The organism is Variovorax sp. 350MFTsu5.1 (assembly GCF_048302515.1).
In the GTDB taxonomy this organism is placed as follows: domain Bacteria; phylum Pseudomonadota; class Gammaproteobacteria; order Burkholderiales; family Burkholderiaceae_C; genus Variovorax; species Variovorax guangxiensis.
The window spans coordinates 6694494-6720333 of the sequence record NZ_CP157620.1; the positions used below are offsets into that span (position 1 = coordinate 6694494).

19 protein-coding genes are annotated in these 25840 nt (G+C 60.6%); 9 read left to right on the forward strand and 10 right to left on the reverse strand.

The genetic code is table 11. The annotated features are described in order from the left end of the window. Positions 1-9 precede the first annotated feature (9 nt). Genes ABL843_RS30580 through ABL843_RS30590 form a run of 3 tightly spaced genes read left to right on the forward strand, consistent with a single transcriptional unit; the run spans position 10 to position 5434 of the window. Positions 10-4377, forward strand: coding sequence for a pilus assembly protein (locus ABL843_RS30580; protein ID WP_418118464.1), 4368 nt, complete (start codon positions 10-12; stop codon positions 4375-4377). A 2-nt stretch (positions 4378-4379) separates the two neighbouring features. Continuing rightward, the gene (locus ABL843_RS30585; RefSeq protein WP_418118465.1) at positions 4380-4859 is read left to right on the forward strand and encodes a type IV pilin protein; all 480 of its coding nucleotides are present in this window, start codon (positions 4380-4382) and stop codon (positions 4857-4859) included. Further along, the gene (locus ABL843_RS30590; protein WP_418118466.1) at positions 4856-5434 is read left to right on the forward strand and encodes a GspH/FimT family pseudopilin; all 579 of its coding nucleotides are present in this window, start codon (positions 4856-4858) and stop codon (positions 5432-5434) included. Before ABL843_RS30585 ends, ABL843_RS30590 begins: the two co-directional genes overlap by 4 nt. 59 nt (positions 5435-5493) lie before the next feature. Here the strand turns inward: ABL843_RS30590 and ABL843_RS30595 are convergent, their stop codons facing one another. Next, entirely contained in the window at positions 5494-7149 is a 1656-nt protein-coding gene (locus ABL843_RS30595; RefSeq protein WP_418118467.1) for a PglL family O-oligosaccharyltransferase, read from the reverse strand. Between the two features lie 208 nt (positions 7150-7357). Here ABL843_RS30595 and ABL843_RS30600 point away from each other — a divergent pair, with 208 nt between their 5' ends. Genes ABL843_RS30600 through ABL843_RS30625 form a run of 6 tightly spaced genes read left to right on the forward strand, consistent with a single transcriptional unit; the run spans position 7358 to position 14930 of the window. Further along, positions 7358-7816, forward strand: a complete 459-nt coding sequence (locus tag ABL843_RS30600) for a type IV pilin protein (RefSeq protein ID WP_418118468.1) — start codon at positions 7358-7360, stop codon at positions 7814-7816. Continuing rightward, the gene (locus ABL843_RS30605; RefSeq protein ID WP_418118469.1) at positions 7816-8415 is read left to right on the forward strand and encodes a pilus assembly FimT family protein; all 600 of its coding nucleotides are present in this window, start codon (positions 7816-7818) and stop codon (positions 8413-8415) included. Before ABL843_RS30600 ends, ABL843_RS30605 begins: the two co-directional genes overlap by 1 nt. Continuing rightward, on the forward strand, positions 8412-8846 hold the full coding sequence (gene pilV, locus ABL843_RS30610; protein ID WP_418118470.1) for a type IV pilus modification protein PilV: 435 nt from the start codon (positions 8412-8414) through the stop codon (positions 8844-8846). The genes ABL843_RS30605 and pilV overlap by 4 nt, the downstream gene beginning before the upstream one ends. Continuing rightward, positions 8843-10075, forward strand: coding sequence for a PilW family protein (locus ABL843_RS30615; RefSeq protein WP_418118471.1), 1233 nt, complete (start codon positions 8843-8845; stop codon positions 10073-10075). Before pilV ends, ABL843_RS30615 begins: the two co-directional genes overlap by 4 nt. After that, positions 10072-10716, forward strand: a complete 645-nt coding sequence (locus ABL843_RS30620; RefSeq protein WP_418118472.1) for a pilus assembly PilX family protein — start codon at positions 10072-10074, stop codon at positions 10714-10716. The genes ABL843_RS30615 and ABL843_RS30620 overlap by 4 nt, the downstream gene beginning before the upstream one ends. 14 nt (positions 10717-10730) lie before the next feature. Continuing rightward, positions 10731-14930, forward strand: a complete 4200-nt coding sequence (locus tag ABL843_RS30625) for a PilC/PilY family type IV pilus protein (RefSeq protein WP_418118473.1) — start codon at positions 10731-10733, stop codon at positions 14928-14930. A gap of 87 nt (positions 14931-15017) precedes the next feature. On the opposite strand, the gene ABL843_RS30630 is transcribed toward ABL843_RS30625, so the two are convergent. The 9 genes from ABL843_RS30630 to ABL843_RS30670 form a co-directional block, all read right to left on the reverse strand. Continuing rightward, on the reverse strand, positions 15018-16304 hold the full coding sequence (locus tag ABL843_RS30630; RefSeq protein WP_418118474.1) for a nucleotide sugar dehydrogenase: 1287 nt from the start codon (positions 16302-16304) through the stop codon (positions 15018-15020). A 78-nt stretch (positions 16305-16382) separates the two neighbouring features. Next, a complete protein-coding gene (locus ABL843_RS30635; protein WP_418118475.1) occupies positions 16383-17408 on the reverse strand; it encodes a glycosyltransferase family 4 protein in 1026 nt (341 codons plus the stop codon). After that, positions 17405-18475, reverse strand: a complete 1071-nt coding sequence (locus ABL843_RS30640; RefSeq protein WP_418118476.1) for a glycosyltransferase family 4 protein — start codon at positions 18473-18475, stop codon at positions 17405-17407. The genes ABL843_RS30635 and ABL843_RS30640 overlap by 4 nt, the downstream gene beginning before the upstream one ends. Positions 18476-18668: 193 nt before the next feature. Next, the gene (locus ABL843_RS30645; RefSeq protein WP_418118477.1) at positions 18669-20000 is read right to left on the reverse strand and encodes a lipopolysaccharide biosynthesis protein; all 1332 of its coding nucleotides are present in this window, start codon (positions 19998-20000) and stop codon (positions 18669-18671) included. Positions 20001-20035: 35 nt separating this feature from the next. Further along, complete coding sequence (locus ABL843_RS30650; protein ID WP_418118479.1) at positions 20036-21271, reverse strand: glycosyltransferase; 1236 nt, start codon at positions 21269-21271, stop codon at positions 20036-20038. A gap of 32 nt (positions 21272-21303) precedes the next feature. Then, a complete protein-coding gene (locus tag ABL843_RS30655) occupies positions 21304-22290 on the reverse strand; it encodes a glycosyltransferase family 2 protein (RefSeq protein ID WP_418118480.1) in 987 nt (328 codons plus the stop codon). A gap of 10 nt (positions 22291-22300) precedes the next feature. After that, positions 22301-24298 (reverse strand): hypothetical protein, encoded by a 1998-nt coding sequence (locus ABL843_RS30660; protein WP_418118481.1) that lies wholly within the window; start codon positions 24296-24298, stop codon positions 22301-22303. 69 nt (positions 24299-24367) lie between these two features. Then, positions 24368-24811 carry a pilin gene (locus tag ABL843_RS30665; RefSeq protein WP_418118482.1) on the reverse strand — a complete coding sequence of 148 codons (444 nt, stop codon included), beginning with the start codon at positions 24809-24811 and terminating at the stop codon, positions 24368-24370. Between the two features lie 214 nt (positions 24812-25025). Then, positions 25026-25829: a 3',5'-cyclic-nucleotide phosphodiesterase gene (locus tag ABL843_RS30670; protein ID WP_418118483.1), complete on the reverse strand. Its 804-nt coding sequence runs from the start codon at positions 25827-25829 to the stop codon at positions 25026-25028. Between the last annotated feature and the right edge of the window lie 11 nt (positions 25830-25840).

The window sequence follows — 25840 nt, forward strand, 5'->3', positions numbered from 1 at the left end:
CAGCCTTCCATGACAACGTTCTCTTCCCATCCAAGGCCCTGGTTCAAGCGGCCGCGCGTGCTCGCGCAGCTTGCGCTCCCACTGGCTGCGGCGGCCTTGCTCGCGGTGTCGATCGCGGGCAGCCGCACGACGGCACCCGACATCAGGCCCATCGCGCTGGCGAGCGAGCCGCTGTATGCGACCACCTCCGGAGACAAGCCCGCCCTCACGCTGGCACTGTCGGTGGAGTTCCCGACCGTCGGAGCGCAGTACACGGCCGGCGGCACCTCTGACAACACGTACAGCAACCTGAACGAGTACATCGGCTACTACGACGCGAATGCCTGCTATGCGTACAACGACGCGCCGAACGAAACGCCTGCCGCGGGCCTCAAGGCCTCCGACTACAAGCGCTTCGACCGCATCCAGTCCAGCACGCGCACGGACCGCATGTGCGAGGACGGCTTCAGCGGCAACTTCCTGAACTGGGCCAGCAGCTCGGCCATCGACATGCTGCGCCTGGCCCTCTCGGGCGGCGACCGCTACATCGACACGAGCGACCTCACCATCCTGCAGCGCGCGGTGCTTCCCAACGGAGACCCCACCTGCATGTGGAACACGACCAACTTTCCCTCGAAGAAGCTGCTGCGCGACGGCGGTGGCAGTGGCAGGTACTGGGGCGCGGTGCCGCGGCGGATGATCGCCGCGGCCGGCGCCAGCGACATCTGGGTGGCGAACACCTTGAACCGCATCTACTTCGGTACCGCCCTGGGCGGCAGCTGCACTGCCACGGGCAGCTACAGCCTGAGCGCCAGCACGTCGACAGCGCCGTTTCCCTTCCACGGCGACAAGCCTGCCTACGCCGCGTCGTCCAGTTGCGCCAACGAGGACGCCAACTGCGACTTCTCCGACACCAGGGAAGTCTGGTACGGCGCCGGCAACACCTGGATGGTCGGCCGGTTCACGGGCGGCACCTCCTGCAGCAACGCCGTATTCACCGACCCCGCGCCGGGCGTTGCCAAAGCTTGCTACACGGCCCCCGCCGGCTCCACCGCGAGGCCGGCCCATGACCTCAACAGCGATGGCTTCTTCTACTCCCGCGTGAGGGTTTGCGAGAAGACCAGCGCCGGCGACCTGGCCGACGTGCGCGACTACGGCTTCTGCACCAGGTACCCGAGCGGCAACTACAAACCGACCGGTACCGTGCAGAAGTACAGCGACAGATTGCGCCTGGCTGCCTTCGGCTACCTCATGGAGCAGACGTACAGCGCCAAAGGCGGACGATATGGCGGCGTGCTGCGCGCGCCCATGAAGTACGTCGGCGCCAAGACCTTCGACATCAACGGCATCGAGAACACGCCCAGCGGCGGCAACGCGGCAGCCGAATGGGACGCCACCACGGGCGTATTCGCGGCCAACCCGGACGGCAGAACGCTGTCGGGCACCAATGCCACCTTCGGCGTGAGCGGGGTCATCAACTACCTCAACAAGTTCGGTCGCACCGGGCCCGTGGCAGGCCGCTACAAGGTGTACGACCCGGTCAGCGAGCTTTACTACGAGTCACTCCGCTATTTGCAGGGGCTGCAGCCGAGCGACGAAGCCACCAGCAAGCTGACGACGGCTTTGTACGACGGCTACCCGGTATTCACCACCTGGAGCGATCCCTACGGGGATGGGCGCACCAGCTCCAGCAACTACGCCTGCCTCAAGAGCAACATCGTGGTCATCGGAGACATCAACACGCACGACGGCGACTATCGCTTTCCCAAACCCGATCCGGCACTGAACCATCCAAACGTCGACGACTGGACGAAGACGGTCATCGCCTTCGAGAAGGGAACGGCCAAGGAATACCTCGACGGGCAGGGCAAGAAACGAGAGACGAAAGGCAACCCTGCCCCCAACGCCGATGTACGCACCCACTCGATCATCGGGCACTCGTACTGGGCCCATACGCACGACATCCGCGGCACGGACTGGACTGCGCAACCCAGCATGCAGCGCCCCGGCCTGCGCGTGAAGAGCTTCTTCTTCGACGTGAACGAACACGGCAATCAGAAAGACGCCAATACCCGGCGCAACAGAAACCAGTTCTTCACTGCGGCGAAGTACGGTGGTTTCGAGTCGGACCCCTCCAACCCAGGCCGCAAGCCCTTCAACACCTTCGGCAACCCCTTCCAGCGCCAGGACGGCACGGCCGATGACAACGTCTGGCAGGACAGTGCCCGGCCCGGCGAGGCCAGCACCTACTATCTGCAAAGCAGTGCCCGCAGCGTGCTGAGCGCGTTCGACAGCATCTTCAGCCGCGCATCGACCTCCGCGCGAAGCATTGCGGGCAGCGCGGCGCAGTCGAAGTCGCTGCAGACGAGCAACGCCGTCTACCAGGGTGCGTTCGACACCAGCGACTGGAGCGGCGACCTGTTTTCGCAGGCGATCACGATCAGCGATGGCAAGGCCAGCATCTCGCCCACCCCGACGTGGTCGGCCTCGAGCCGCCTGGCTGCGCTCTCCGCGCCTGCAACTTCACGCAACATCGTGATCGGGCGTGCGGGCAATGCCGTGCCCAAGGCCAGTCCGTTCCTGTGGGACTCGCTGACCGACGCGCAAAGGGCCGACCTGGGCAAGCTCACGCCCTCGACCAGGGCCGACTCGCTGGGCTCCGACCGCGTGAGCTACCTGCGCGGAAGCAACGCCCTCGAAGGCTCGCAATTCCGCCGGCGCAACAGGAAGCTGCTGGGAGACATCATCAATTCGAGCGTGGTGTATTCGGGCGCACCCGCCAACAACATCAACTCGACCTCTTATTCCGCCTTCCGGACGGCAAACCTCGGCCGCACTCCTGCTGTCTTCGTGGGCGCCAACGACGGCATGCTGCACGCCTTCAACGCCGGCACCGGCGATGAACTGTTCGGCTACATCCCCAGCTGGATGTCGCCCAGGCTGGCCGCGCTGACCGACGTGAACTACGTGTCCCACCATCAGAGCTATGTGGACGGCCCGCCGGTGGTGGCCGAAGCGCAGGTGGGCTCCGCCGGCACTTCGGCCGACTGGAAGACGGTGTTGGTTTCCGGCACCGGTGCAGGCGGGCGCGGCGTCTTCGCACTGGACGTCACCGACCCGACGGCCTTCGACGCATCGAAGGTGATGTGGGAGTTCACGGCGGACGACGACGTCGACATGGGGTTCGTCGTCGGGCAGCCGCAGATCCTGAAGATGCGCACCAGCGCACCGACGGCAACGACCGCCACCTACAAGTGGTTCGCGGTGGTCGCCAGCGGGGTGAACAACTACACCAAGGCCAACTCGGACAACAAATTCAGCACCGGCCATCCCGCCATCTTCCTGCTCGATCTGTCGAAGGCGCCGGAAACGGCCTGGGAACTCGGCACCAACTACTACAAGGTGGAACTGCCCTACGACGCTACGTTGGCCGTGACCAAGCCCACCGGCGTGCTCAACTTCAAGGCAGCCATCGCCACCGGCGGCAATCGCGAAGTGGCCCAGATCTTCGTGGGAGACCTGCACGGCAACATGTGGAAGCTCGACTTCCGCAGCCACGGCACCTCCCGGTGGAACATGGCGAACCTGTCGGCCTTCAAGAAGGCCAGCGACAACGCCCCTTACCCGCTCTTCGTCGCCAAGGACAGCGAAGGCAAGGTGCAGCCCATCAGCATGGCGCCCACGCTGGTGACCGCGGCGAATGACCCCAGGGCCATTCTGGTGGCCTTCGGCACCGGCAAGTACCTCGAGATGGACGACCGCTCGTCGACGGCGCAGAACTCGTTCTACGTGATCTACGACGACGGCACGGCCACTCCCGATGCGACGCCGAACGGCTCCGGCGCCATCAGCGGGCGCGCCCGGCTGAGAGCGGCCACCATCGACTCCAAGGGCGCGATCACGGTGCCCGGCTTCACCTGGGGCCGCGCCACGAGCGACCTCACGACGGCGTCGAGCGTGAGCTCGGGCTGGTACATGGATTACGCGAGTTCCGAACGGCAGGTGAGCGCGGCGACGCTGCGCGGCGACACGCTCGTATTCGCCAGCCTGATCCCGGCGGCCGCGGGCGACTCGAGTTCCTGCGGCGCGAGTGGAGGCGGCGGCAACGCCTACATCGTCAACGTGGACACGGGGATCGGAACGCGGAGCGCATCGACGGTCGGCATCACGGGAGAGCCGCTGGTGATCGAGGTGGCCAGCACGGTCGCCTCCATCAGCAACGGCACGGGCCAGCGCGCGAGGCGGATCACGAGCCAGGCGATTTCGCAAGGCTCCGGCGGCATCGACAACGTCGGAGACGGCACCGACGGCAGCGGACAGGTGACGGTCACCCTCATCGGAGGGCGGCTGAGCTGGCGGCAGATCAACAACTACCTGGATCTGAAGCGCGGATCGTGAACATGAACCACACAACGAAGCGCGCCGCAGTGCGCGGATTCACGCTGATCGAACTGATGGTCGTCGTGGCCGTGATCGGGATCCTGGCGGCCATCGCCTATCAGTCGTACACGGAGGCGGTCCTGAAGGGCAGGCGGGCACAGGCGCGGACTGCGCTGCTGGAGCTGATGCAGCAGCAGGAGAGGTACATGACGCAGCGGAATGCCTACCTGGCGTTCAGCACCAATGTCGCGAGCGGCGCCACGACACCGGCCGGCGCCTCGAGCACGTTCAAGGTCCATTCGGGCGACAACTCCTCCGCCCCGGCCTACTGGCTTTCCGCTGACAAATGCGGCAGCCAGCCGATCACCGATTGCGTGCTGCTCACCGCCACGCCCACCGGCACGGACGCCGCAGCCGGTTCGCTGACCCTCAGCAGCACGGGCGCCAAGGGCTGCACGGGTACGGCCGCGAGCACGAACTTCCGGGTCTGCTGGCCATGAACGCCCGTAAGCTGCCTCCTCGGAAAAAGGGCTTCACCCTGATCGAATTGATGGTGACGATCGCCGTCGCCGCAATCCTGATGATGGTCGGCGTGCCGAGCTTCGTCGCCTTTCACCGCAACTCCCAGCTCACCTCGGCGGCGAACTCGTTCATCGCGGCCTTGAATGCGGCCAGGGGAGAGGCGATGAAGCGAGGCAGGCAGGCGGTCGTCGTGCCGCGCGCGGACAACGACTGGGCGACCGGCTGGACCGTCTTCGTCGACACCGACAACAACCGGAAGCTCGATGATTCGGACATCCTCATCACGCGGCAGGATGCGCTGCCCGCCTACTTCTCGGCGACAGGCCAGGGTACGGCGAAGAGCAGCCCTGCGTACATCATGTTCAACCCTTCGGGCTACACGCAGACCAGCGATTCGACCTTCCAGTCCGCCACGCTGAAGATCGAACGCAACGACATCCCGGACGCGGCGAAGACCCGGCAGACCCGCATCGTGGTGATCGCAAAGACGGGGCGAGCAAGGGTCTGCCAACCCGCGACGGATACGACGTGCACGACGTCGGCGAGCGAGTGATCGATTGACGGCCGCGAGCGTGCGCGGCACCTCGATCGGGCCGGCTCGCCGGTCTTGCTCTATGGCGGCGGCGCCAGCTGCTCCGGACCGCGATCTGCCTCCTTCAGCCAACGGGCGAACTCCTGTGGAAAAGCGTCGCTGAAACGCTCTGCCTGCGCCCTGGCTTCACTCTCGCGCCCCAGCAGTTCGGCGCTTTCGATCAGCTTGACGATGACGCGCGGCTCCGGCGAGAAATGAATCACCCGCTGCGCGAGCGAGTGCATCTCGGCGACATTCGCGGGCGTCACGGTGGTCAGCGTCAGTTCCGCGAACTCGGCCTGGCGCCCGAAGAACCACGTGCCCCGCACCTTGGCGAGCGTGTCCTGCCTGTACGCGGAAAGCCGTTCGTCGGGTGGGAGGTAGATCTGGCTGACGCGGACGTAGTCCCAGCTGGCGAGCCCCACGACCGCCAGCATGACGCCCGCCGCCAGGGATGACAGCGCAGGCCGGACCGCAACGCCGCCCGCGCCCGGCCAAAGAATGCCGAGGCACAGTCCGAACACCAGCTGGAACGGTCCATACCAGAGCGGATATTCGAGCAGGCTGTGCAGCACGATCGCACCCAGCATGCCCCAGGCCATCAGGCGCGCAGGGTCCCGCTCCCGCCAGGGCCGCGCGGCCAGCACCATCCAGAGAAAGCCGCCGCAGATCAGCACGGCGGCGGGAATGCCCAGTTCCACCGCCAGGTGCAGCGGGAGGTTGTGCGCGTTGTCGAGGATCTCGACGAACCGGGGGCCGTCGTAATGGGTGCTGTAGTGGGCGAAGCTGAGCTCGCCCCATCCCCAGCCGGTCCAGGGGTGCCGGGCGATCAGCGCGAGCACGTTGCGCCACAGGATCAGGCGGCTGTGGTCCTGGGGGGCGCCGGTCTGCAGGCGTTGGAGCATGCTTTCGACGGGGCCGTCGCCGCCGGTGGCCAACTGGGGGAGGAGCCAGGCGATGGCGAAGTAGAGGGGGATGGTGGCGAGCAGCCACTTCGGATCCGGCAGGCGATAGGTGGTAGCGCTGCGTTGCGGCGCGCCTCGCCTTTCCCGCATGGCGATGAAAGTCGCCACGGCGATGATCGACAACAATTGCAGCAGACCGGTGCGCGAGGTCGACGCTGCCGCCGCGACCAGCAGGAGCCCGGCCGCCGCCATCAAACGCCGCCGGACGTGAATTGCATCGCTGGTGGCATATAGCCACAGGGCTGCGCACCAAGCCATGCTGATCAGGGTCGCGAACTGGTTGCGCTGTCGAAGGTTGCCGTAGGCCTGCCCCAGCGCCGGGGAAGTGGTCCAGGGGACGAGGGGGTCGGCAAGCCCGTAGTACTGGAGCAGGCCAAGAACGGCGCTGACGAGGCCGGCGGAGAGCACGCTCTTGGCCAATAACCGCGACGCGCCTCCCAGGTTCTGCGCCGGTGCGCTGCCCACGCTCGCGGCCGCGGCGATTCCTGCAATCGCAATACACGCTGGTTCCCATGCCGAGAGGCCACTCTCGCCGGAAAGCGCGACAAGCAAGCCTCCCGCGCCCAGCCACACCCAAACCCGTGGCGCAGGCGAGCCCACGGGCCCGGTAAGCAACAGCCCTGCCAGACAAGCCCAGAACACAAGGAACTGCCAGACGCTGACAGATGGGCCGCCCACCAAAGGGCAGACAAAAGTCAACGCGACGAGCGCCACCCGAATAAAGCCAAGCATCTTTGTAAACGGGCCGGCCAAAGCGAGAGGGTGCCGCGCAGACGTCATTCGCCCCATTGTGCCGGCCCGACTTGCCGACGAATGGTCATTGGCGGGAGATGAGAGGCTTTGCAGATGTAAACATTTAAAGACACCATTTAACAAATATGTTCAATTGTTTCCAGCCCGTTTCCGGCTCCGCCGATCGGGGGTTGAAAGGCGTCTTCTGATGAAACAGCAACCTGCTCGCGGCCGGATCGGCAGTTCACGGGCGTATGGCTTCACGCTGATCGAAGTGATGGTTACGGTCGCCATCATCGGGATCCTGGCCGCCATTGCGATTCCCAGCTACCGAGACTACGTGCTTCGTGGGCAGCTGGTGGATGCCCAGAACGCTCTCGCGACGCTGCGCGCGAATATGGAGCGGTACTTTCAGGACAACCGGGACTATCGCTCCATCGGCTCAACGTTCACCTCGCCATGCGCAGCATCGTCCACAGTCGGAAGCTTCACCATTTCATGTCCGACGCTGACGGCCACGACATTTACTGCACAGGCCGTGGGTAGCGGCCCCACCAACGGTTTCACGTTCACCGTAGACCAACAGAACACACGTGCCACGTCTGCAGCGGGTTCGGGCTGGACGCGGTGCACCACCGGCTGGACGACGAAGAAGTCGGGCTGCTGATGAAAACGCCACTCCATCGACCGCGTGGCGCGCGCGGCTTCACGCTGATCGAGATGATGGTGACGGTGGTGCTGCTGAGCATCCTGATGGCGCTGGCGTTTCCGGCAATGAATGGATGGATACGCAACAGCCGCATACGCACCGTCGCCGACGCGTTGCAGAACGGCATTCGCCTCGCGCAGACCGAGGCCTTGCGGCGCAGCCGCCAGACCGTCTTCTCGCTGACGGCCGACACAAACCCCGCGGACGGCCTTACCGCCGTGGCCAATGGCGCCAACTGGTCGGTCAACTTCGTGCCGCTCCTCACGGGTGAGGAGACCGACCCCACATTCATCGAGGGCGGCGGCCTGACCGGACTGGCCCCGAACGTCCAGATCACCGGCCCCGCGACGCTCTGCTTCAACTCCCTGGGACGCGTCGTGGACAACTCCACGCCCGGAACCGGCGTGGCCTGCACGGCTGCAGCCGCGACCTACGACATCACGATCCCCAATGCCGATCGCCCCCTGCGCGTGCTGGTCGCGCTCGGAGGGCAAGTGCGTTTGTGCGATCCGGCCAAGACGCTTTCCAATACCAATCCCGACGGATGTCCCGCATGACGAGATATCAACCGAAACTCCCATCCGGGCAGACATCGCATTCCGGTGTCGCACTGATCGAAGTCCTGGTCTCGATCCTCCTTTTCTCCCTCGGTATCCTGGGCCTCATCGGACTGCAGGCACGCGCGATCAGCCTCTCAGTCGATGCGGAAGACCGCAATCGCGCAGCGCTGATCGCCAACGAGATCGCGACGACCATGTGGACCCAGCGCACGGTGGCGATCGACCCGGCGGCCGGAAGCCCTTCGTGGAACGACCGCGCCAGCAACCTGCAAGCCGGCGGCCTGCCCGGCGGCACCGTCACGATCACCGCAGTCGCCGCGGCTACCAACACCGCCGACATCCTCATCACCTGGCGCCCTTCACAGCGCTCGGCCAGTGAACAGGACAGCCGACTCACCACGCGCGTCGCGCTGCCGCTCATACCATGAACACTTGCTCAAAAGCACTTGCACGCGCCGCGCAGCGCGGCCTAACGCTGATCGAGCTGATGGTGGCTCTGGTCATCGGCCTCATCGTGGTGCTCGCCGTGACCAGCGTCGTCACTGTGGGCGAGGGTCACAAGCGCAGCACCACCTCGACCAACGACATGAACCAGAGCGGCTCGTACGCCACCTACATGATCGACCGGCTGCTGCGAAGTGCTGGTTCCGGTTTCGCGCAGACCGGGATGCGTGGGCTGTTTGGTTGCCGACTGACTGCCACTCGCCAGATCGGCGGCACCGCCACCAACATCCTGCCGCGAACCGCATCCGCATTTCCGGCGCCCTTCGACACGCTGCTCGGCGGCTCAGGCGCTGCTGCTGCTGGCAATCTGAGGCTGGCGCCTTTCCTGATCGCCAAAGGGGCAACCGCTGGAGCCTCTGACATCCTTGTAGTCATGGGCGGCAACGCAGCAGCGGGCGACATTCCGCGCCGCATTCGCTCCGGCTTTCCGGGCAGCAACGACCTACGACTGGATAACACCATCGGGCTCGCGAATGGCGACATTGGGCTGGTGAGCCAGGAAGGTACGGCCGACTGCCTGATCGAACAGGTGAATGTGACAGACGCCACAGCTTTCGCCGCAGCAGGCAACGAAGTCCTGCCGATGGGTGGGCGCTACTTCACCTCGACCGGTGCTACCAAGTCGCTTGCCACACTTGCAGCCGACGGCACGTCGCTCTTCACCCCGCTCGGCAATGTGGGCGCCAACAACCTGCAGTTTCAACTGGTCGGCGTGAACGCCAATCGCACGCTCGTCACTTACGACCTGCTGCGAGCAGCCGGCGCCGGCAGCGACGAGGGCACCGATGCTTCGGCGATGCAGGCGCTGGCCGACGGCGTGGTCGCCCTGTACGCGATATACGGCGTCGACACCGACAGCAATGGCACTGCAGATGCATGGATCGATCCTGGCGCCGCGGGCTACACCATCGGTACTCTCATGCTCGCACCCGACACCATGCGCCACATCGTTGCAGCGCGCGTCGCGCTGGTCATGCGGAGCAGCCTCTACGAGAAGACGCCCGTCACCCCGGCCAGCTTGACCATCTTCGGCGATCTCGAGGCTGGCAGCCGACGCACCCTGACCATCGCTGAAGCCGACCGGAACTTCCGTTACCGGGTCATCGACACCACCATTCCGCTGCGCAACATGCTGTTGCTGCCCGTGCCATGAAGACACTGCCCCAAATGCACAGCCGAGCGCGCGAGCGCGGCGTGGTGCTTCTGTTCTGCCTGATCATCCTCGTGATACTGCTCGCCGGCGGCATAGCCGTCATGCGATCGACCGGCAATTCGCTCTTCGGCGCGGGCAACCTCGCATTCAAGCGCGATCTGGTCAACCAGGGCGAACTCGCCATTGCAAAGGCGATGAAGGAGTTCCAGGCCGGCGGCGCACTCGTCAACACGACCGCGACCGCAACGAACCTTCCGACCGCGAACTACAGCGCGGTCCAGCTCCAGACCAACGAGCACGGCATCCCGCAGGTGCTGCTGAAAAAGACCACGCTCTCCGGCCCCGATGTGGCTGGCAACACCTTCACGCCGTCCGGGGGCGCCATCACGGGCAGCGGCGGCGTCACCGTGCGCTACGTGATCGACCGGATGTGCAACACCACCGGCGCCTTCTCGACCATCGGCAAGAGCCGTTGCGTCTACACCCCCTCGAATACCGAAACGCAAGGTGGCGACCAGAGCCAGTTGAGCACGCCCGGCCCGAGCGTTCCAAGCCCGCCCATCTACCGAATCACCGTTCGCGCCGATGGCCCTCGCGACACGCAGGTGTTCCTGCAAGCCTCCTTCACCAAGCCCGAATAGAGCACAGGCGAATCATGAAAACAAGAATCCGTTCGTCCGCTCGCGCGATGATCCGTCGCGCGGGCATCGCCATCGGCCTTGGCGTCGCGCTTAGCAGCGCCCTGGTCGCCTCGGCCGCCAACCTCGCCAACCAACCGGTGTTCTCGACCTCTGAAGTGCCGGGCAATCTGGCGCTGGCGCTGTCGGTGGAATGGCCTACGGCGTCGCGCACGGCCCACGTGGGCGACTACTCCAGCAACACCAACTACCTGGGCTACTTCGATCCGGGCAAGTGCTACCTCTATCAGACCGATACAACCGCCAACGGCGTCAGCACCACCGACAAGGGCGATTCCAGCTACTTCTACCCAGCCGGTGCCGCCACCAACCGCACCTGCACTGGCTCCAATGACGACAAGTGGAGCGGCAATTTCCTGAACTGGGCCTCCACGGCCACCATCGACCCCTTTCGCTGGGCGATGACAGGTGGACGGCGCGTGGTGGACACGGCCACCACCACGATCCTGGAAAAAGCCTGGCACGGCAACCGCAGCCTGTTCCCCGATCGCACGGTCCCAGTCGGTGCCATTGCGGGCGCCACGCCCTACAACAGCGCCACCGCACTGACGACCAGCATCACCAATCGCGGCTTCAAGATGCGCATGACCGCGACGGGTGTCGGCACTCGCACGATGACGGCGCAGTACTACAACACGGTCGATCTCAGTGGCGCAGTCATCGCTACCGTCACGACCGACTCCGCCAACCATGACTGGGGGAACGGTGCTCCGGTGGCAGGCGTGAATGCAGACAATTTTTCTGCACGATTCAACGGCACCTACACGGCGCCCGAAACCGGCGACTACGTCTTTCGCACCATCAGCGACGACGGCGTGCGGCTCTGGGTCAACACCAGCGGCGGTAACAACTTCAACAATGGCAACCGTCGAATCAACAACTGGACCGATCACGGCTCGACCACCGACGACTCCGCGACCATTTCGCTCACAGCGGGCCAGCAGTTCAGCGTGCAAATCGAATACTACGAAAGGGCCGGCGGTGCGGTAATGCAGTTCCTGTGGCGCACACCCTCCTCGAACAACACCTTCAGACCATTCTCCGACGCAGGTCCAACTGACCAGGACTTCACGATGCGCGTGAAGGTGTGCGATCCATCGGCCTCGGCTGGTGGACTCGAGGCCAACTGCAAAGCCTACGGCAGCAACTACAAGCCGGAGGGCCTGATCCAGAAGTACGCGGACAAGATGCGCTTCAGCGCCTTCGGCTACCTGAACGACAGCAGCGACCAGCGCGACGGCGGCGTACTGCGCGCCAATCAGAAGTTCGTCGGCCCGAACGCACCGACGCCCGGCCAGGCACCCGCGGCCAATGCGAACAAGGAGTGGAGCGAGGTCGATGGCACCTTCATCCGCAATCCCGACCCCGCCGATGCGACCGCGACGACAGCGGCGACTGGCGTGGCTGTCGCGGACAGCGGCGTGATGAACTACCTGAACAAGTTCGGCCAGATCCTTCCAGGCAACTACAAGGACTATGACCCGGTCAGCGAGCTGTACTACGCGGTCATTCGGTACTACCGGCACCTTGGCAACGTCGCTGCGTGGAGTTCGATGGGCACCGCGGACGCCCCCACGAAGACCGGCTGGGTCGACGGCTTCCCCGTCATCACCGCATGGAACGATCCGATCCAGTACTCGTGCCAGCGCAACTTCATCCTGGGCATTGGCGACATCTACACCCACGTCGACAAGAATGTGGCCGGCAACACCACCTACCGCACCCGCGAGCCCACCATGCCTCCCGAGGTGGCCGACGACAACACCGTCAACGCGGTCACGGCGACCAACCGCGTCGGTGCGCTGCAGGGCCTCGGCAACCTCGGCAACACGAACGACTACAGCGGCCGCAATAACTCCGCCTACATTGCGGGCCTTGCCTTCGACGCCAACACCAAGGACATCCGTCCCGACGTGGCCGGGCAGGCCAACACCATCGGCAAGCAAACCGTCAGCACCTACTGGGTGGACGTGCTGGAGCAGCCCTTCCAGTACAACAACCAGTTCTACCTCGCAGCCAAGTTCGGTGGACTCGACCAGAAGAAGCTTCCGGCCAACTTCGACCCTTACACCTTTGCAGGCACCATTCCGTTGGACTGGTGGTCCACCAACGGCGAGACGCTGACCGACACACGCGCCGCGAACCTGACGCAGCCGCGTCCTGACAACTACTTTGCAGCCGGCCAACCCGACACGCTGGTCAGAGGCTTGACCCAGGCCTTCGAGCGCATCGTGAACGCCATCCAGGCGTACACCACTTCGTTCTCTCTGTCGGCCCTGCAGGTCGCGGCCACGGGCTCGGCCTCGTATGCTTCGCAGTACGACGCCCAGGACTGGACCGGCATCGTGAGCGCGAGCAGCATCAGCTTTGCCGATGACGGTACGCCTTCGCTCACGGCGGCATGGAACAGCACCGACAAGCTGGCAGCGCAATTCGCCGGCACCGGCTGGAACACCAACCGGCGCATTGCCACCTGGAGTGGCACTGCCGGCGTGCCCTTCCGCATCGGGAGCCTGACCACCGGAACGGGCAGCCAGGCGGCCGCGCTCGACACGGCATACGTCGCGGGCGACGACAGCGCCAACTACCTGAACTACCTGCGCGGCGACCGCAGCCAGGAAAAGACGGCGACCGATGGGACCAAGCCCTACCGCCTGCGCACCAAACTGCTTGGCGACATCGTCAACTCGAAAGTGAAACCCGTCGGCCCACCCGCCTCGAACTACTCCGACGCCGTAAACCGGGGCTACGCCGCCTTCAAGACGGCCAAGGCCTCGCGTCCCACGATGGTCTACGCCGCCGCCAACGACGGCATGCTGCATGCGTTCCGCGGCGAACTCACCGGCGCCAACGCGGGCCTCGAACAGTTCGCGTACGTGCCGAGCGCACTCTTTAACGGCCCCAACAACCCAGCGACCCCCGCTGTGGACGGCCTGGCCCAGTTGGGCAACCCGAACTACCTGCACAAGTACTACGTCGATGCAACACCCGAAGTGGTCGACGTCGACTTCAACCAGGCCGGCGGAACCTTCGCGGCCACTGGCTCGGACTGGCGCTCGCTGCTGGTCGGTGGCCTCGGCAAGGGCGGCAAGAGCTTCTACGCCATCGACGTGACCGATCCGGCCGCGATGACCGATGAAACCATCGTGGCAAGCAAGGTGCTGTGGGAGTTCACGGATGCGGACATGGGCTTCAGCTACGGCGCTCCCCTGGTCCTGAAAACCAAGCGCTACGGCTGGGTGGTGGTGCTGACCTCGGGCTACCACAACGACAACACCAACCGCAACGGCTACCTTTATTTCCTGAATCCGCAGACCGGCGCGCTACTGCAAAAAGTGAGCACCGGCGCGGTGGCTAACGGCATGACCCATGCCACGGCCTTCATCTCCGACCTGACCGACGGCACAGCGGACGCGATCTATGTCGGCGACCTCAACGGCCAGCTCTGGCGCTTCGACGTGACTGCGCCCGCGGGCACGACCACTGCCTATCCGGCACCGGCCAAGATCGCGCTCTTCACCGATGGAGCCACGACTCCGCGAGCCCAGCCCATCACCTCGCGGCCCCTGGTGCAGGTTCAGCCGTCGACCCGCAAGCGCTACGTGATGGTCGGCACCGGTCAACTGCTCGACTCGAGCGACATCAATTCCGGCGCGGCGCAAAGCTTCTATGCAGTCATCGATGGAACCGCCTCCGCCTTCAAGCCGGCCGACAACACCATGCCTGTGACGCGTAGTGCACTCACCGCCGTCACCAATCTCGTGAGCGGCACCGTCGTCCCCACGGATTCACTGGGCTGGTATCTCGACCTAGGAACCGAAGGCGGCATTGGCCTGCGCATGGTGGCGAGCCCGACAGCATTCAACGGCATTGTGGGTTTCTCGTCGCTGCTCACCAGCGGCGACGCCTGCAGCCCCTCGGGCCAGAGCCGGGTCTACGCCATCGACTTCAACACCGGGCGCTCCGTACTGGCTAGCGGCACCGCGTACGCGCAGTACGGCACTGCGGTCACCGACCTCAAGTTCGTGGGCGTCGACGGCAGGGTGCGATTGATCTCAGGTGACGTGCGCGGTGACCTGCGCAATGTCGGCTTCACGCCCCCGGCCGGTACTACGCTGCGACTGCTGAACTGGCGGGAAGTGCCAACGGCGGATTGAGCGCTTTAGCTGCGGATTCCCTGCGTTTGCGCAAGTACAGTTGGAACGGGGCAGGCCAAGCCCCAATCCCAGCTTCTTAGTTGACCCTCACGCTCGCACGATATTTGGCATTGAGTCCAAGTAAACACCCCGGGTATCGACAATTAGTTTCGCATGCGTCTGGATCATCGAGTAGTCGAAGGCGTCGTGATTTGTAGCTATCAGCACCAAGTCGTACGACGCCACCGCCTCCGGAGTAAGTTCAATGCTCATAAGATCGAAATGATGCTCACGCATCTTCGGGAAGATTGGCACCCACGGGTCCGCATAGGACACTACAGCGCCTTTTGCTTGGAGTTGTTCCATCAAGACCACCGCAGGTGACTCGCGCATATCGTCGACATTTTTCTTGTAAGCAATGCCCAGCACCAATACCCTACTACCCTTCACCGAACGCTCCCGTTCGTTGAGTGCCTCCGATACCTTTTGCATTACCCAGTGAGGCATATCACTATTGATCTGTCCCGCCAACTCGATGAAACGCGTGTTTAAGCCGTATGCGCGCGCCTTCCAAGTCAGGTAGAACGGATCGACGGGAATGCAATGTCCGCCCAACCCTGGCCCGGGGTAATAGGGCACGAAGCCGAATGGCTTGGTTGCCGCGGCACGAATCACTTCGTAGATGTCGACCCCCATCCGATCAGCAATGATCTTCATCTCATTGACCAATCCGATATTGACTGCACGATGGATGTTCTCAAGCAGCTTGGTCATTTCCGCCGCCTGCGTGGAACTTACAGGTACCACGGTATCGATCACTTTCCCATACAGCGCAATGCCTTCTTTTAGGCAAGCTGGCGTACAGCCACCGACGACCTTAGGAATGGTTTGAGTGGTGAATTTTGGGTTCCCGGGATCCTCACGCTCAGGTGAGAAAACCAGAAATACATCCTCCCCGACCTTGAAGCCGCGCGACTCGATTCGAGGCCTGAGTTCTTCCTCTGTTGTCCCGGGATAAGTTGTACTCTCGAGGGAAATGAGCTGACCGCGACGGATGTAAGGCAATAGGGCATCAATGGTCCCAATGACGAAACGCAGATCAGGTTCCCTGTATTGATCGAGCGGTGTTGGTACACAGATGATCAGCGCGTCCACTTCATTGGCGCGTGAGAAGTCCGCAGTCGCCGACAGCCCTTGCCGGCGACCGCGTTCGACGGCCGCATCGCCGATGTGCTTGATATAGCTTCGACCTTGATCGATAGCACGCACTTTTTCCTCGTCGATATCAAATCCGAGGACGGGCACACCGACCTCGGCGAAACGCAAGGCGAGCGGGAGGCCTACGTAGCCCAAGCCGATAATTCCAACTCGAATGGTGTTTTCGGTCACTAGCATCTCCAAGTTATCTCGTAGCCTGTCTCAGGCATATTCTTCCGCGAGCTTCATCAATCACTCATCACCTAAGGCTGCCTGCTAGTTCTGACGAAGACGGAATGTAGAAGCGGCGTTGCGGTAGATTTGGGTGTAAAGAGCTGCTGCACGTGCAGCACTGAAGTGATGCTCGGCACGCTCACGACCTGCCAGCCCCATGGATCTGGCTTGTTCCGGTCTTTCTATCAATTCTTTGCACGCTGCTGCGACACCAGCCAGGTCGCCACAGGGCTTCAAAACGCCGGTCAGGCCATCAACGACCACGTCCTTCAGCCCAGTTACGTTGAATGCAACGACCGGCCGACCACACGCCATCGCTTCGAGGGCGGTATAGCCGAAGCCCTCATGACGGCTCAGGCACACAGTGACATCACAGGCTTGATAGAGCTTTACAAGATCAGTCTCGCTAAGACGGGACCAGACCTTGACATTGGGCCCAAGCGCCTCCAAGCCGGCGGTTTGCCCTCGCCGCCCTGCAACCAAGTGCAACTCGATGCCCGCGTCCAGACACCGTCGAAAGGCCGGCAGCAGATCTCCGCCTTTGCGCAACGACATGTTTCCGACCCATAGCACTCTGGGCGGCCTGACAGCAGGCGTGTCGGAGGGACGAAACACCGTGGCATCAAGCCAGTAGTCAATCACTGTGATCTTCTTATCCAGCCCGAAGCTCTCCTCGACCTCGACGGCGGCCGAGGCGCTCCCGCAAAGTACTGCGTCCGCCCTTTGAAAGGAACGGGCCTCAAACCGACCAATCCAGTGATCGTGATAAAGCGCCTGAAAAGGTCCTTTCCATTCGGGGAAACCACGCCCACGAACGCAATGGTGCACCGTGACTATCAAGGGGACGCCACGTCCGGAGAATGCAAACGCATTCCAGCTGTTGGCGTGAATGATGTCAGTGCCCTCAGGTACCGGCACGGCTCGAAGCAACCACGGGCATAGTTCGTGCCGCAAAGGAAACCAAGTGACAACCGGCTCGCATCCCACTTCGGCAAGCAATGCCGCTAGCCGCTCGACAAAGACGTCGCCGCCGCTGTTCGACCGAACACTCGGAAGCCATACCTTCATGGGAGAACGGGTTCCTGCGACACTTGCTTGAACGTCTCCGCCATGACCTCGGCGGCATCTCTCCAAGAGCCCCCTGAAAATGGCATGGGCTCCGGCATGGCGAGGGCATCAAGGATGCCCTGCGCCACACTTTCCGGATCTGGCCGGGTGAAGATTCCGAAGGGCCCTGCAGCCTCGCGCAGTTCGGGAATATCGGTCGCGACCACACGCGTTCCGAAAGAGGCAGCTTCAGCTGCGGGCATACCAAACCCTTCGTAGTGAGATGGCTGAACCAGAATGTCGGCGTGCGCAAACAATGCAGCCATCCCGTGATCGGGGACATAGCCGAGTTCGCGAAGCCAGGCGGGACGATCGCCTTGCAGCGCTTCAAGTTTTTTCCCCCACCCGCTGTCGCCAACCAAGATGAGCATATGTCGCGGGATAAGGCCACGTGCCTTGAGCGCCGCAAAAGCGGCTATGAGACTGCCGAGATTCTTGCGCGGCTCACGAGTTGCGACCGACAAAACATACGGCTCATCGAAGGGGCGCTCTTCGAGGCCCTTGGCATTCATGCCGGACCACCTGGAGCCCGGTAGAGCCACGCCATCGACAGAACGGCCGATGAGTTCGTGCAGACGTGTCGCCGTACCCTTAGAGATGGCAATCACTCGCGAGGCGGCACGTACATCAGCGGCAAACCATCGGTGAAAAGCAAAGCGGCTGATCATCCGCATAGTTTCCGGTACAAGAACATGATTGAGGTCGTATACCGTGGAAACCATTCGCGCTTCAAGCGATGGGGTAAGCGTACCTGCGGCCCAGAACGCATCAAGTTTGTCCCGTTTGGCCAATGCGCCAAGCCGCAGTTTTACCCATATAAGGCCCGGCAGAAGACTCCCCAATGGGTGCTGATCAACCACGATGCGCCATCGGTCTGACGGCCAATCCAACGTTATCGGACGGCGTGTGTACAGCAGCCACTCTACGTCGGGTAGCAAGTCGTTCAAGCACAAGAGAATTTCGCGCACATAACGCCCCGTGCCAGTGAGATTGCCGGTAAGGTAACGCGCGTCGACACCGATTCGCATTCGTTAACCACCAGAGGTACCGGATCGGCAGGTTCCCAATATCAATTCATCCCCCAGTTGCTGAGAGACCTCTGCGCTATGGAAGAGAATGGTGCCGTTGTATAGCCGATTCAATCGCCCACAAAGATGCGTTGTATCAATCATGCGTATGACTGTCTTTGTTTCATTGTTGTAGTAAAAACCTTCAGCACATTCATGGCTCAGGGGAATGACGCAGTTTGAGTATGGCGCCGCCAATGACGGTCAGGCTCATCGCAATGTGTGTGCCATATGTAGCAAGCACAGCTCCACGCCATCCATACCACGAAACCAAAATAATCCCGAGCAAGATGCTCATACTTGCGCCTATCAATTCGACCACGCCGACGAATTTCTGATGGCCCGCAGTGGCCACAATGCTTCGTAACATCGCCCAGCACGCCGTTGTTAGAGGCAGCAGCGCAAGCCAGTGTCCCATCAGGACTGCACCTTGAAACTGCTCTCCGAAGATTGCAGGAAGAAGCGCAGCGAGAACGTACGCTGCCACACATGCCGCCAGCGCCATGCTCAAAAGAGCCAACCATCTTCGCCAAAGCGCTTGCAATGAAGCCCCCACACCGCCCTGCCCGTGACGGAATAGGGCGCGCATACTCCACTCGATCAAACCATTGATAGGTAACAACAACACATCCATCATTCGGTAGGCCAAAGAGTATTCACCCGCTGCACCAAACGATGACAACTTGGCAATGATGGCCTTGTCCGCATCAGCATGAATCCGCGCAGATGCTGCTGCCATGGAGAAGCCGAGTCCCGAGAAGGAGTCTCTTGAATATTTATCGTCAACGGAGCCGCCATTTTGGGCCCTCATGGCCAGTGCTGTAGTGAGGGCGGCCATTCCCACACCGCTCAGAAAACTTAAAAGACTCCAGGACCGTAAATCGACGAAATCGCTGGTCATGGCAAGCAGTGCTATTAGCAGAACTCTCGTTAGAGGCAAGGCACACATTGCAAGCGCCATTCGTCCATAGCGCTCACGTCCTTGATACGAGCGCACCAGGAGATCGCTCGCAGGTGCTCCCAGAAGATCGCCGAAAACCAGCAGCAGCAGCGACAACCAGCCCACCTCCTCGCGAACAACAAACCACGCCACAAGCACCGTCAGCGTCAAGAGGATTGGTTGTGTTTTCCATATGCTCGAATGATGAACAACGAAACTACCGCGCCACGCGTCGGGATTAATCGCGACATCTCGAAGATGGAGAGCCGATGCCCCGAGACCTGCAAGTACGGAAAAAAGACCCGCGATGCCGCCTACTACAACGCACGCGCCGTAGTCAGCTTTTCCAAGGAGACGAGCCAGAAGGACAGTAAGCATCGCTAAAAATACGGCCCGAAAACTCATTCCAGCGATAACTGTCACGTAGCCAGCGCGCAGGCCGCCCAAATTTTTCTGCACGCCTCTGTGGCCGATTGCTGATAGACCCTTAATTGCCCTAAAGATTCTGGGCATAACAGCGCGGCTTAAGAAGTTGAAACGAATCACAGTGCCTTCGAGCGCGATTAGCTTATTTTTTGCGATCAGCGGAGAGTCACTCTATCTGCAATTTTTCTTAGCAATGCGGAGTACCCAGTCACGACCACAGACCAAGACAGCTGCTGACTCAATCTGAGACGAGCCTTCGTCACCGAATCAAGGGCTGATTTTGGATTCTCCAAAATATCAACTACCGCATTTGCCAGTGCTTCGGTGTCTAGCGGAGACACCACTTTTCCTTCGCCTTCAAGGATTACGTTTTTTACGGCGGGGACATCACCCACAATCACAGGGCAATGGCATCCAATTGCCTCGACCACCACCAAGCCCAGACCTTCGGTGTCACCATTGCTCGCGCGTACAAAGGGCGCAACGAGTACCGCGGCACGCCGATAAAGCGATGGAAGATCGGCCTGCTCTACGGGGCCAAGGAAGTGCACAAATCCATTGAGCTGCATGCGATCCACCTGTTTGCGCAGTGCTGCCTCTTCGGGCCCAAATCCAGCAATCCTCAAACACACTGAAGGCCGGGCAGCACGAATTAGAGGCATGGCATCCAATAGATAACGCAACCCTTTCTTTTCCACCAGTCGGCCGACGAACAGGATTTCATCTGAAGGCCGTTCTCCCTCAGAGTCAGGAGTGAATCGACTCTCCAAATCAACACCCATTGGCTGCACACTCACCGCAGTTGTTTCAATTTTTAGGCGCGCCATCTCCAATTGCATGGCATCGCTTACCACAGTAACGACTTCAGCGCGCCTCACAACAAAACGCTTTAAAAAATTCATCAGCCGCCCTCGCAATGCATATAAATCTGCACCATGAGACGTAACGACAAACGGAACTTTTCGCCCAGAGATAAGACTTACCAATGCAGCAATCAATCCCTGCGGAATTAGCCAATGAGCATGAATGGCGTCAATGCGACGACTTCGCACAAGTCGTATTGCGCTCCATAGTTGAGAGAGGACGAATCCGGGCAGCAATAGCGCCATTGCAGGTTTTCGTCGAAGGTTATTCACAATACCTCCATTGTTGACTAAAACCTCCCAATTCTTGGGCGCATAGCGATAACGCACCACTTCGACTCCGTCGAGCACTTCTGTCGCTAGCGCCCCAACTGCGTGAGGGCAGAGCACAAAAACATGGTGCTCCAGCGCTAGGCGTTTGCACAGCTCGTGAACAAAACCTGGCTCTGAATCTTTCGCCCACCGGGGATAGGTCGATGCCAAAACAAGAATGTTGAGGGGTTTTAAACCACAAGGAGATGCTGACATCGTTTATTTTTTGACATGGACGTTTTGAGGTCTCATTTTACTTTCCCCTCGCGCTCATTCGCGCTCGTACCACCATACATCAGCGCAGTAATTTGTTCAGAAATAAGGCCAATCAAAAAAACAATGACCGCCGCACTAAACAAAAGCACACTCATGTTGGTGAATCGGTGCTGAGTGGAAAACGTATAGGCGTAGTAACCAAGCCCCAGTGAAAAAAACGCAAGACTAATCGGAGCAAAAAGCTTCAGAGGAGAATAAAGCGTTCCGATCTTGAAAATAATAAGCAAAAATCGCGTTCCATCACGCCATAGTCGAATATGGCTCGTGGTTCCGGCCAGCCTCGGCTTCACATCAGTAGGTTCGTAGGCTACAGCGTAGCCTGCCCTGAAGAATGCCATGGTGCTGGTCGTTGGATAGGAGAATCCGTTGGGCAAAAGATGAAGAAATTCAAGGAACCGTCTTCGCCGCACGACCCTGAATCCTGATGTGAGATCTCTTACTTGATGGCCGACCATCCAAGATGACAAGCGGTTGTAGAGCGCGTTGGCAAGACCGCGATGGCGACTGGCTTGCGCCTCAGAACTTCGTGCGCCGACAACCATTTCATAGCCTTCGGCCAAACGTGCGAGGAGGCGTGCAATATCCTGCGCCCGATGTTGGCCATCACCATCCATGAACACGATCCAATCTCGCGTCGCCGCGCGTGCACCAGCCTTGATCGCAGCGCCATTGCCAGCGCCATAGGGGCGGCGCACGACACAAGCACCAAACCTCTGCGCAATGCTCACCGTTTCATCGGTGGAGCCGTCATCTGAAATGATGATCTCGGCCTCGGGGAATAATTCGCAAAGATCGGGAAGGAGGCGGGCTAACCCCTCCGCCTCATTGCGAGCCGGAATGACAATACTGATTTCATTCGCGCCCGGCATTTTCTTGGGGTCGACTTGCCCGGCGCAATCAGGACTGATATCCATTTGCCTACCTGCCAAATCGCCGTCCGGACGTTGAATTGATTTCATATTTTTCGCTTTATTTATTTGTCAATGCATTGCGCATAGCGCTCCGCTCTTCTTTGATTCGATGGCGATACACGCCGTTGCGATCCATCGATTGAGCCACATCCAACTGAGCAAGTCCTTCGGAGAATTTTCCCTGAAACGCCAATGCCTGTGCATACATGATTCTGCTGGGCGCTTCATCGCTCATGGCAATGGCCGATAAAATGAGCGCGGTACCTCGTTGCAAATCGCCATCCTTGTTGATGTGATACTGAGCAACCATTTTTGTGACTTCTGCCTTTTGACCTAGTGGGATCAATGGATTATCGAGCCCAGCCTTAAAAAGGCTCAATGCCTGATCATCTGGCAGCCGGCATTTCTTTTCGATCTGACACTCCAAAAATGAATTGAGTGCTCCAGTGTTCGTGTTGTAGTAAGGAAAATTCCTGAGACGCGACGTAACTGAATTCAGGAGATCCGGATCAGGCTCCATTCCGCGAAAATATGCCAAATGTATACGTGCGAGAAATGGCAAAACGCTGGGCAAGTAAGATTGCGTGGCTCGAATGAGAGCCTTGTCGGCGAGAGCGCCAAAATGGTCATCACCCGTATTTTGAAATAAGACCATATAATTTCTTGCCAACTCATAATTGGCGCGAGGGGACAACGGCCTGTTTTCAGCCTCGTTGGCAGCCAAATCCACTGGATTCGACCATTGCAATGCACGATTGTAGGTAGCAAAAGCCAACAATCCAAAATACATTATCAAAAGAACTATGGCAAGGCGCCTTTTATCAGGCATCTGAATTCTTTCAAGACCAATCGAAACAAGAAAAAAGAACCCGAAGGTCGCGAAATAATTTCGATGCTCATGCACCAACTCAAGAGGGAATATGGTCGACTCAAGAGCGTGAGAAATAAGAAACCAGCCCCAAGCAAAAAGCAATAGCGGCCAGTGACGCCGAAGGAGAATCGTCGCTGCACTGATCAATGCCAGTCCGCCCACCGAGAAAGCAGTGGCCAGCGGATTCCAGAAAGAGCGCGATATCGTGAAATCATCGTGATATAGCGATAGACTCGAAACCTTTGGAAAAAAAATCATTTCCAAATAATAAAACAGCACGCGCGCTTCAGTAAGCAAACGCTCTTTGAAATCGAAATCTCTGTTTGCATAGGCGGCTGGAGTCAAAATCACCGGGAGCTTAAATGCCAGCGCGACGGCGCCAATCAATATTAACGCCCCCAAAATCAATCGCTTCGCCCGAACACCACAAAAGACCAGCGGTCTTCCGCGATATTGAAAATCGAACGCGAAATATTCAATCCAGATCAAAAGAACCGCGAAAAGCAGTCCGCTTTCTTTGGTAAGAGCGGACATTGCGAGCAACACCGCTACAAGTAGCGCATGGGCCAATAGCGAGAAATATGAATGATGATCAAACGTTACGCGCCTTCTCGTTGTAATTCGATACCGGCAAAAGATGAGCAACGCGGCAAATCCAAAACAAGCAGACAGGCTGGTCATGCGCTGCACGACATATAGCACTCCCGTCAGATTTAATGGATGGAGCCCCCAAATCCCCGCGACCACCCAACTCGACCATGTATTGGGACTTCGAATTGCGTCAGCTGGTGCTTTTCTTTGCCTAAACGCATCGCACAAAGTTTGCGAGAGAGCTCCAATCAGAAGCACATTGACCAAATGGATGAGCAAATTGACCAGCTTGAAGTAGAACGGGTCGGCCCCTCCAAGATACAGATTCAATGCAAAAGTCACTAGCGCAATTGGTCTTCCCAGCGGGCCCGCATCTCCCGACCAAGCGGCTGACCATAGCTCGCTCCACCCGAGGGAATGCAGTCGCAAGCTCGCGTTCTGCAGAATGTTGACGTCGTCGTCAAAGACATAGCCCCCCTTTAGCCCCGGTGCGTAGCAGGCTGTAACCACGAGCAAGAGCGCGCCCCACCTCCACCATGTCGCTTTTGAAATTCCGGCGAGCCACGGAAGTCGGGTTGTTAGGGCAGAGGTCATCAATGGGTAGTTCGCAGAAATAAAAAAAGGCACATGATGTGCCTTTTTCGGGTGCTATTAGCTATTGGCTCAACGGCATTCCGACGGCAAGTACTTCGTTGGGAAAGTGCTACCACCCTTGCATGTCCACTTGACGCTACCAGCGTTGGCACTCGACGGTGTCAACGTGACGGTCCCCCCGCTAACGACCAGCGTGTTGTAGGCGATGGTAATCACGCCAGCGGTGCCGACCGTAACGGTATTCACAGCGTTACCCTTAATCGAGGCAGCCGCCGGCAATCCGGCAGAGGCGTTGCTCGTCGGCCAAGCAGCCTTGGACGCGAAGTATTCACCCACACCAGCCTTGGCAGCGGCAGCCAGACCTAGGCCTTCCGAAACGCGAGCGCGCTTCGTGTAGTCCTGATACGCCGGCAGGGCCACCGCAGCCAAGATACCAATGATCGCCACAACGATCATCAGTTCGATAAGGGTAAAGCCGGCCTGAGCGCGGCGGGCGAGAGTACGACGGTTCATTGAACTAACTCCAGGTAGGTTGGTTGTTACGCCCGGGAACCTGCCCGGAGCGAGGTACCTTCCGCAGCATCCGTGCCACCCGTCTCCAGGCCCTCCCACCGACCGAACACGTCACCTGGAGCCACTTTGGCGTTACACCACGTGACACAACTTGCCTCAAGATGCGACACTTCGTGACAAATTTGTCATGCCAGTGCGCCCCACTGACCGGCGGTCAGAAAGTCAGGACACCATCCACCTTCAGCCAGCGAATGTCCCGCTGCCCCATGCCTGCCGCGTGCTCGGTCACCAAGGCTTCAATCTGGCTCATGATCTCGTCGGTCTCGGCGGGCTTGGTGTGGGTGATGTAGATCGGGTACTGCTTGCCCGGCGCGATGTGGGCGAGTTCACCGGCCAGAACGGCGGGCGACAGGTGCAGGCTGCGCTCGGCCAGAGCCTGCTCGCGGCTGCTGAATGCCGTTTCGATCACGAGCATCGCCACCTCGAGCTCGTTCACGCGCTCCCAGAAGGGCGCGTTGCGCTCGGTGTCTCCGCTGAACACCCAGTGGGCGCCGCCCTCGGCCCTTCGCACGGCGAAGCCGCAGGCCGGCACGGTGTGGAACGCGGGCAGCACTTCGACCATCTTGGGCTTGCGGCTGCCCAGCGGCAGCTGCTGGCCCACCGCGATGTCGTGAAAGCTCACGAAGGGCGCCTCCTGGCTGGGAATGCTTTCGAAGTCCGGCCAGATGACGTTGTTGAACACGTGCGTGCGCAGCGCGTCGATGGTGTCCCGCAGCGCGTGCACGCGCAACGGCTGCGTGCGGCGGCTGCCGATGGCGTCGAGCATCAGGGGGAGCGCTGCGATGTGGTCGAGGTGGCTGTGCGTGAGCACGACGTCGTCGATGCAGGCCATTTCATCGAGCGTGAGGTCTCCGACACCGGTGCCTGCATCGACGAGCAGGTCCGTGTCGACCAGGAACGAGGTGGTGCGGCAGTCTTTGGCTATGGCGCCCGAGCAACCCAGCACACGAACCTGCATTGTGAAAGACC

What these genes read in the sequence shown, in the direction of transcription:
- ABL843_RS30580 (WP_418118464.1), top strand. Translation starts at nt 10, where the DNA reads ATGACAACGTTCTCTTCCCATCCAAGGCCCTGGTTCAAGCGGCCGCGC.
- ABL843_RS30585 (WP_418118465.1), top strand. Translation starts at nt 4,380, where the DNA reads ATGAACCACACAACGAAGCGCGCCGCAGTGCGCGGATTCACGCTGATC.
- ABL843_RS30590 (WP_418118466.1), top strand. Translation starts at nt 4,856, where the DNA reads ATGAACGCCCGTAAGCTGCCTCCTCGGAAAAAGGGCTTCACCCTGATC.
- ABL843_RS30595 (WP_418118467.1), bottom strand. Translation starts at nt 7,149, where the DNA reads ATGCTTGGCTTTATTCGGGTGGCGCTCGTCGCGTTGACTTTTGTCTGC.
- ABL843_RS30600 (WP_418118468.1), top strand. Translation starts at nt 7,358, where the DNA reads ATGAAACAGCAACCTGCTCGCGGCCGGATCGGCAGTTCACGGGCGTAT.
- ABL843_RS30605 (WP_418118469.1), top strand. Translation starts at nt 7,816, where the DNA reads ATGAAAACGCCACTCCATCGACCGCGTGGCGCGCGCGGCTTCACGCTG.
- pilV (WP_418118470.1), top strand. Translation starts at nt 8,412, where the DNA reads ATGACGAGATATCAACCGAAACTCCCATCCGGGCAGACATCGCATTCC.
- ABL843_RS30615 (WP_418118471.1), top strand. Translation starts at nt 8,843, where the DNA reads ATGAACACTTGCTCAAAAGCACTTGCACGCGCCGCGCAGCGCGGCCTA.
- ABL843_RS30620 (WP_418118472.1), top strand. Translation starts at nt 10,072, where the DNA reads ATGAAGACACTGCCCCAAATGCACAGCCGAGCGCGCGAGCGCGGCGTG.
- ABL843_RS30625 (WP_418118473.1), top strand. Translation starts at nt 10,731, where the DNA reads ATGAAAACAAGAATCCGTTCGTCCGCTCGCGCGATGATCCGTCGCGCG.
- ABL843_RS30630 (WP_418118474.1), bottom strand. Translation starts at nt 16,304, where the DNA reads ATGCTAGTGACCGAAAACACCATTCGAGTTGGAATTATCGGCTTGGGC.
- ABL843_RS30635 (WP_418118475.1), bottom strand. Translation starts at nt 17,408, where the DNA reads ATGAAGGTATGGCTTCCGAGTGTTCGGTCGAACAGCGGCGGCGACGTC.
- ABL843_RS30640 (WP_418118476.1), bottom strand. Translation starts at nt 18,475, where the DNA reads ATGCGAATCGGTGTCGACGCGCGTTACCTTACCGGCAATCTCACTGGC.
- ABL843_RS30650 (WP_418118479.1), bottom strand. Translation starts at nt 21,271, where the DNA reads ATGTCAGCATCTCCTTGTGGTTTAAAACCCCTCAACATTCTTGTTTTG.
- ABL843_RS30655 (WP_418118480.1), bottom strand. Translation starts at nt 22,290, where the DNA reads ATGAAATCAATTCAACGTCCGGACGGCGATTTGGCAGGTAGGCAAATG.
- ABL843_RS30660 (WP_418118481.1), bottom strand. Translation starts at nt 24,298, where the DNA reads ATGACCTCTGCCCTAACAACCCGACTTCCGTGGCTCGCCGGAATTTCA.
- ABL843_RS30665 (WP_418118482.1), bottom strand. Translation starts at nt 24,811, where the DNA reads ATGAACCGTCGTACTCTCGCCCGCCGCGCTCAGGCCGGCTTTACCCTT.
- ABL843_RS30670 (WP_418118483.1), bottom strand. Translation starts at nt 25,829, where the DNA reads ATGCAGGTTCGTGTGCTGGGTTGCTCGGGCGCCATAGCCAAAGACTGC.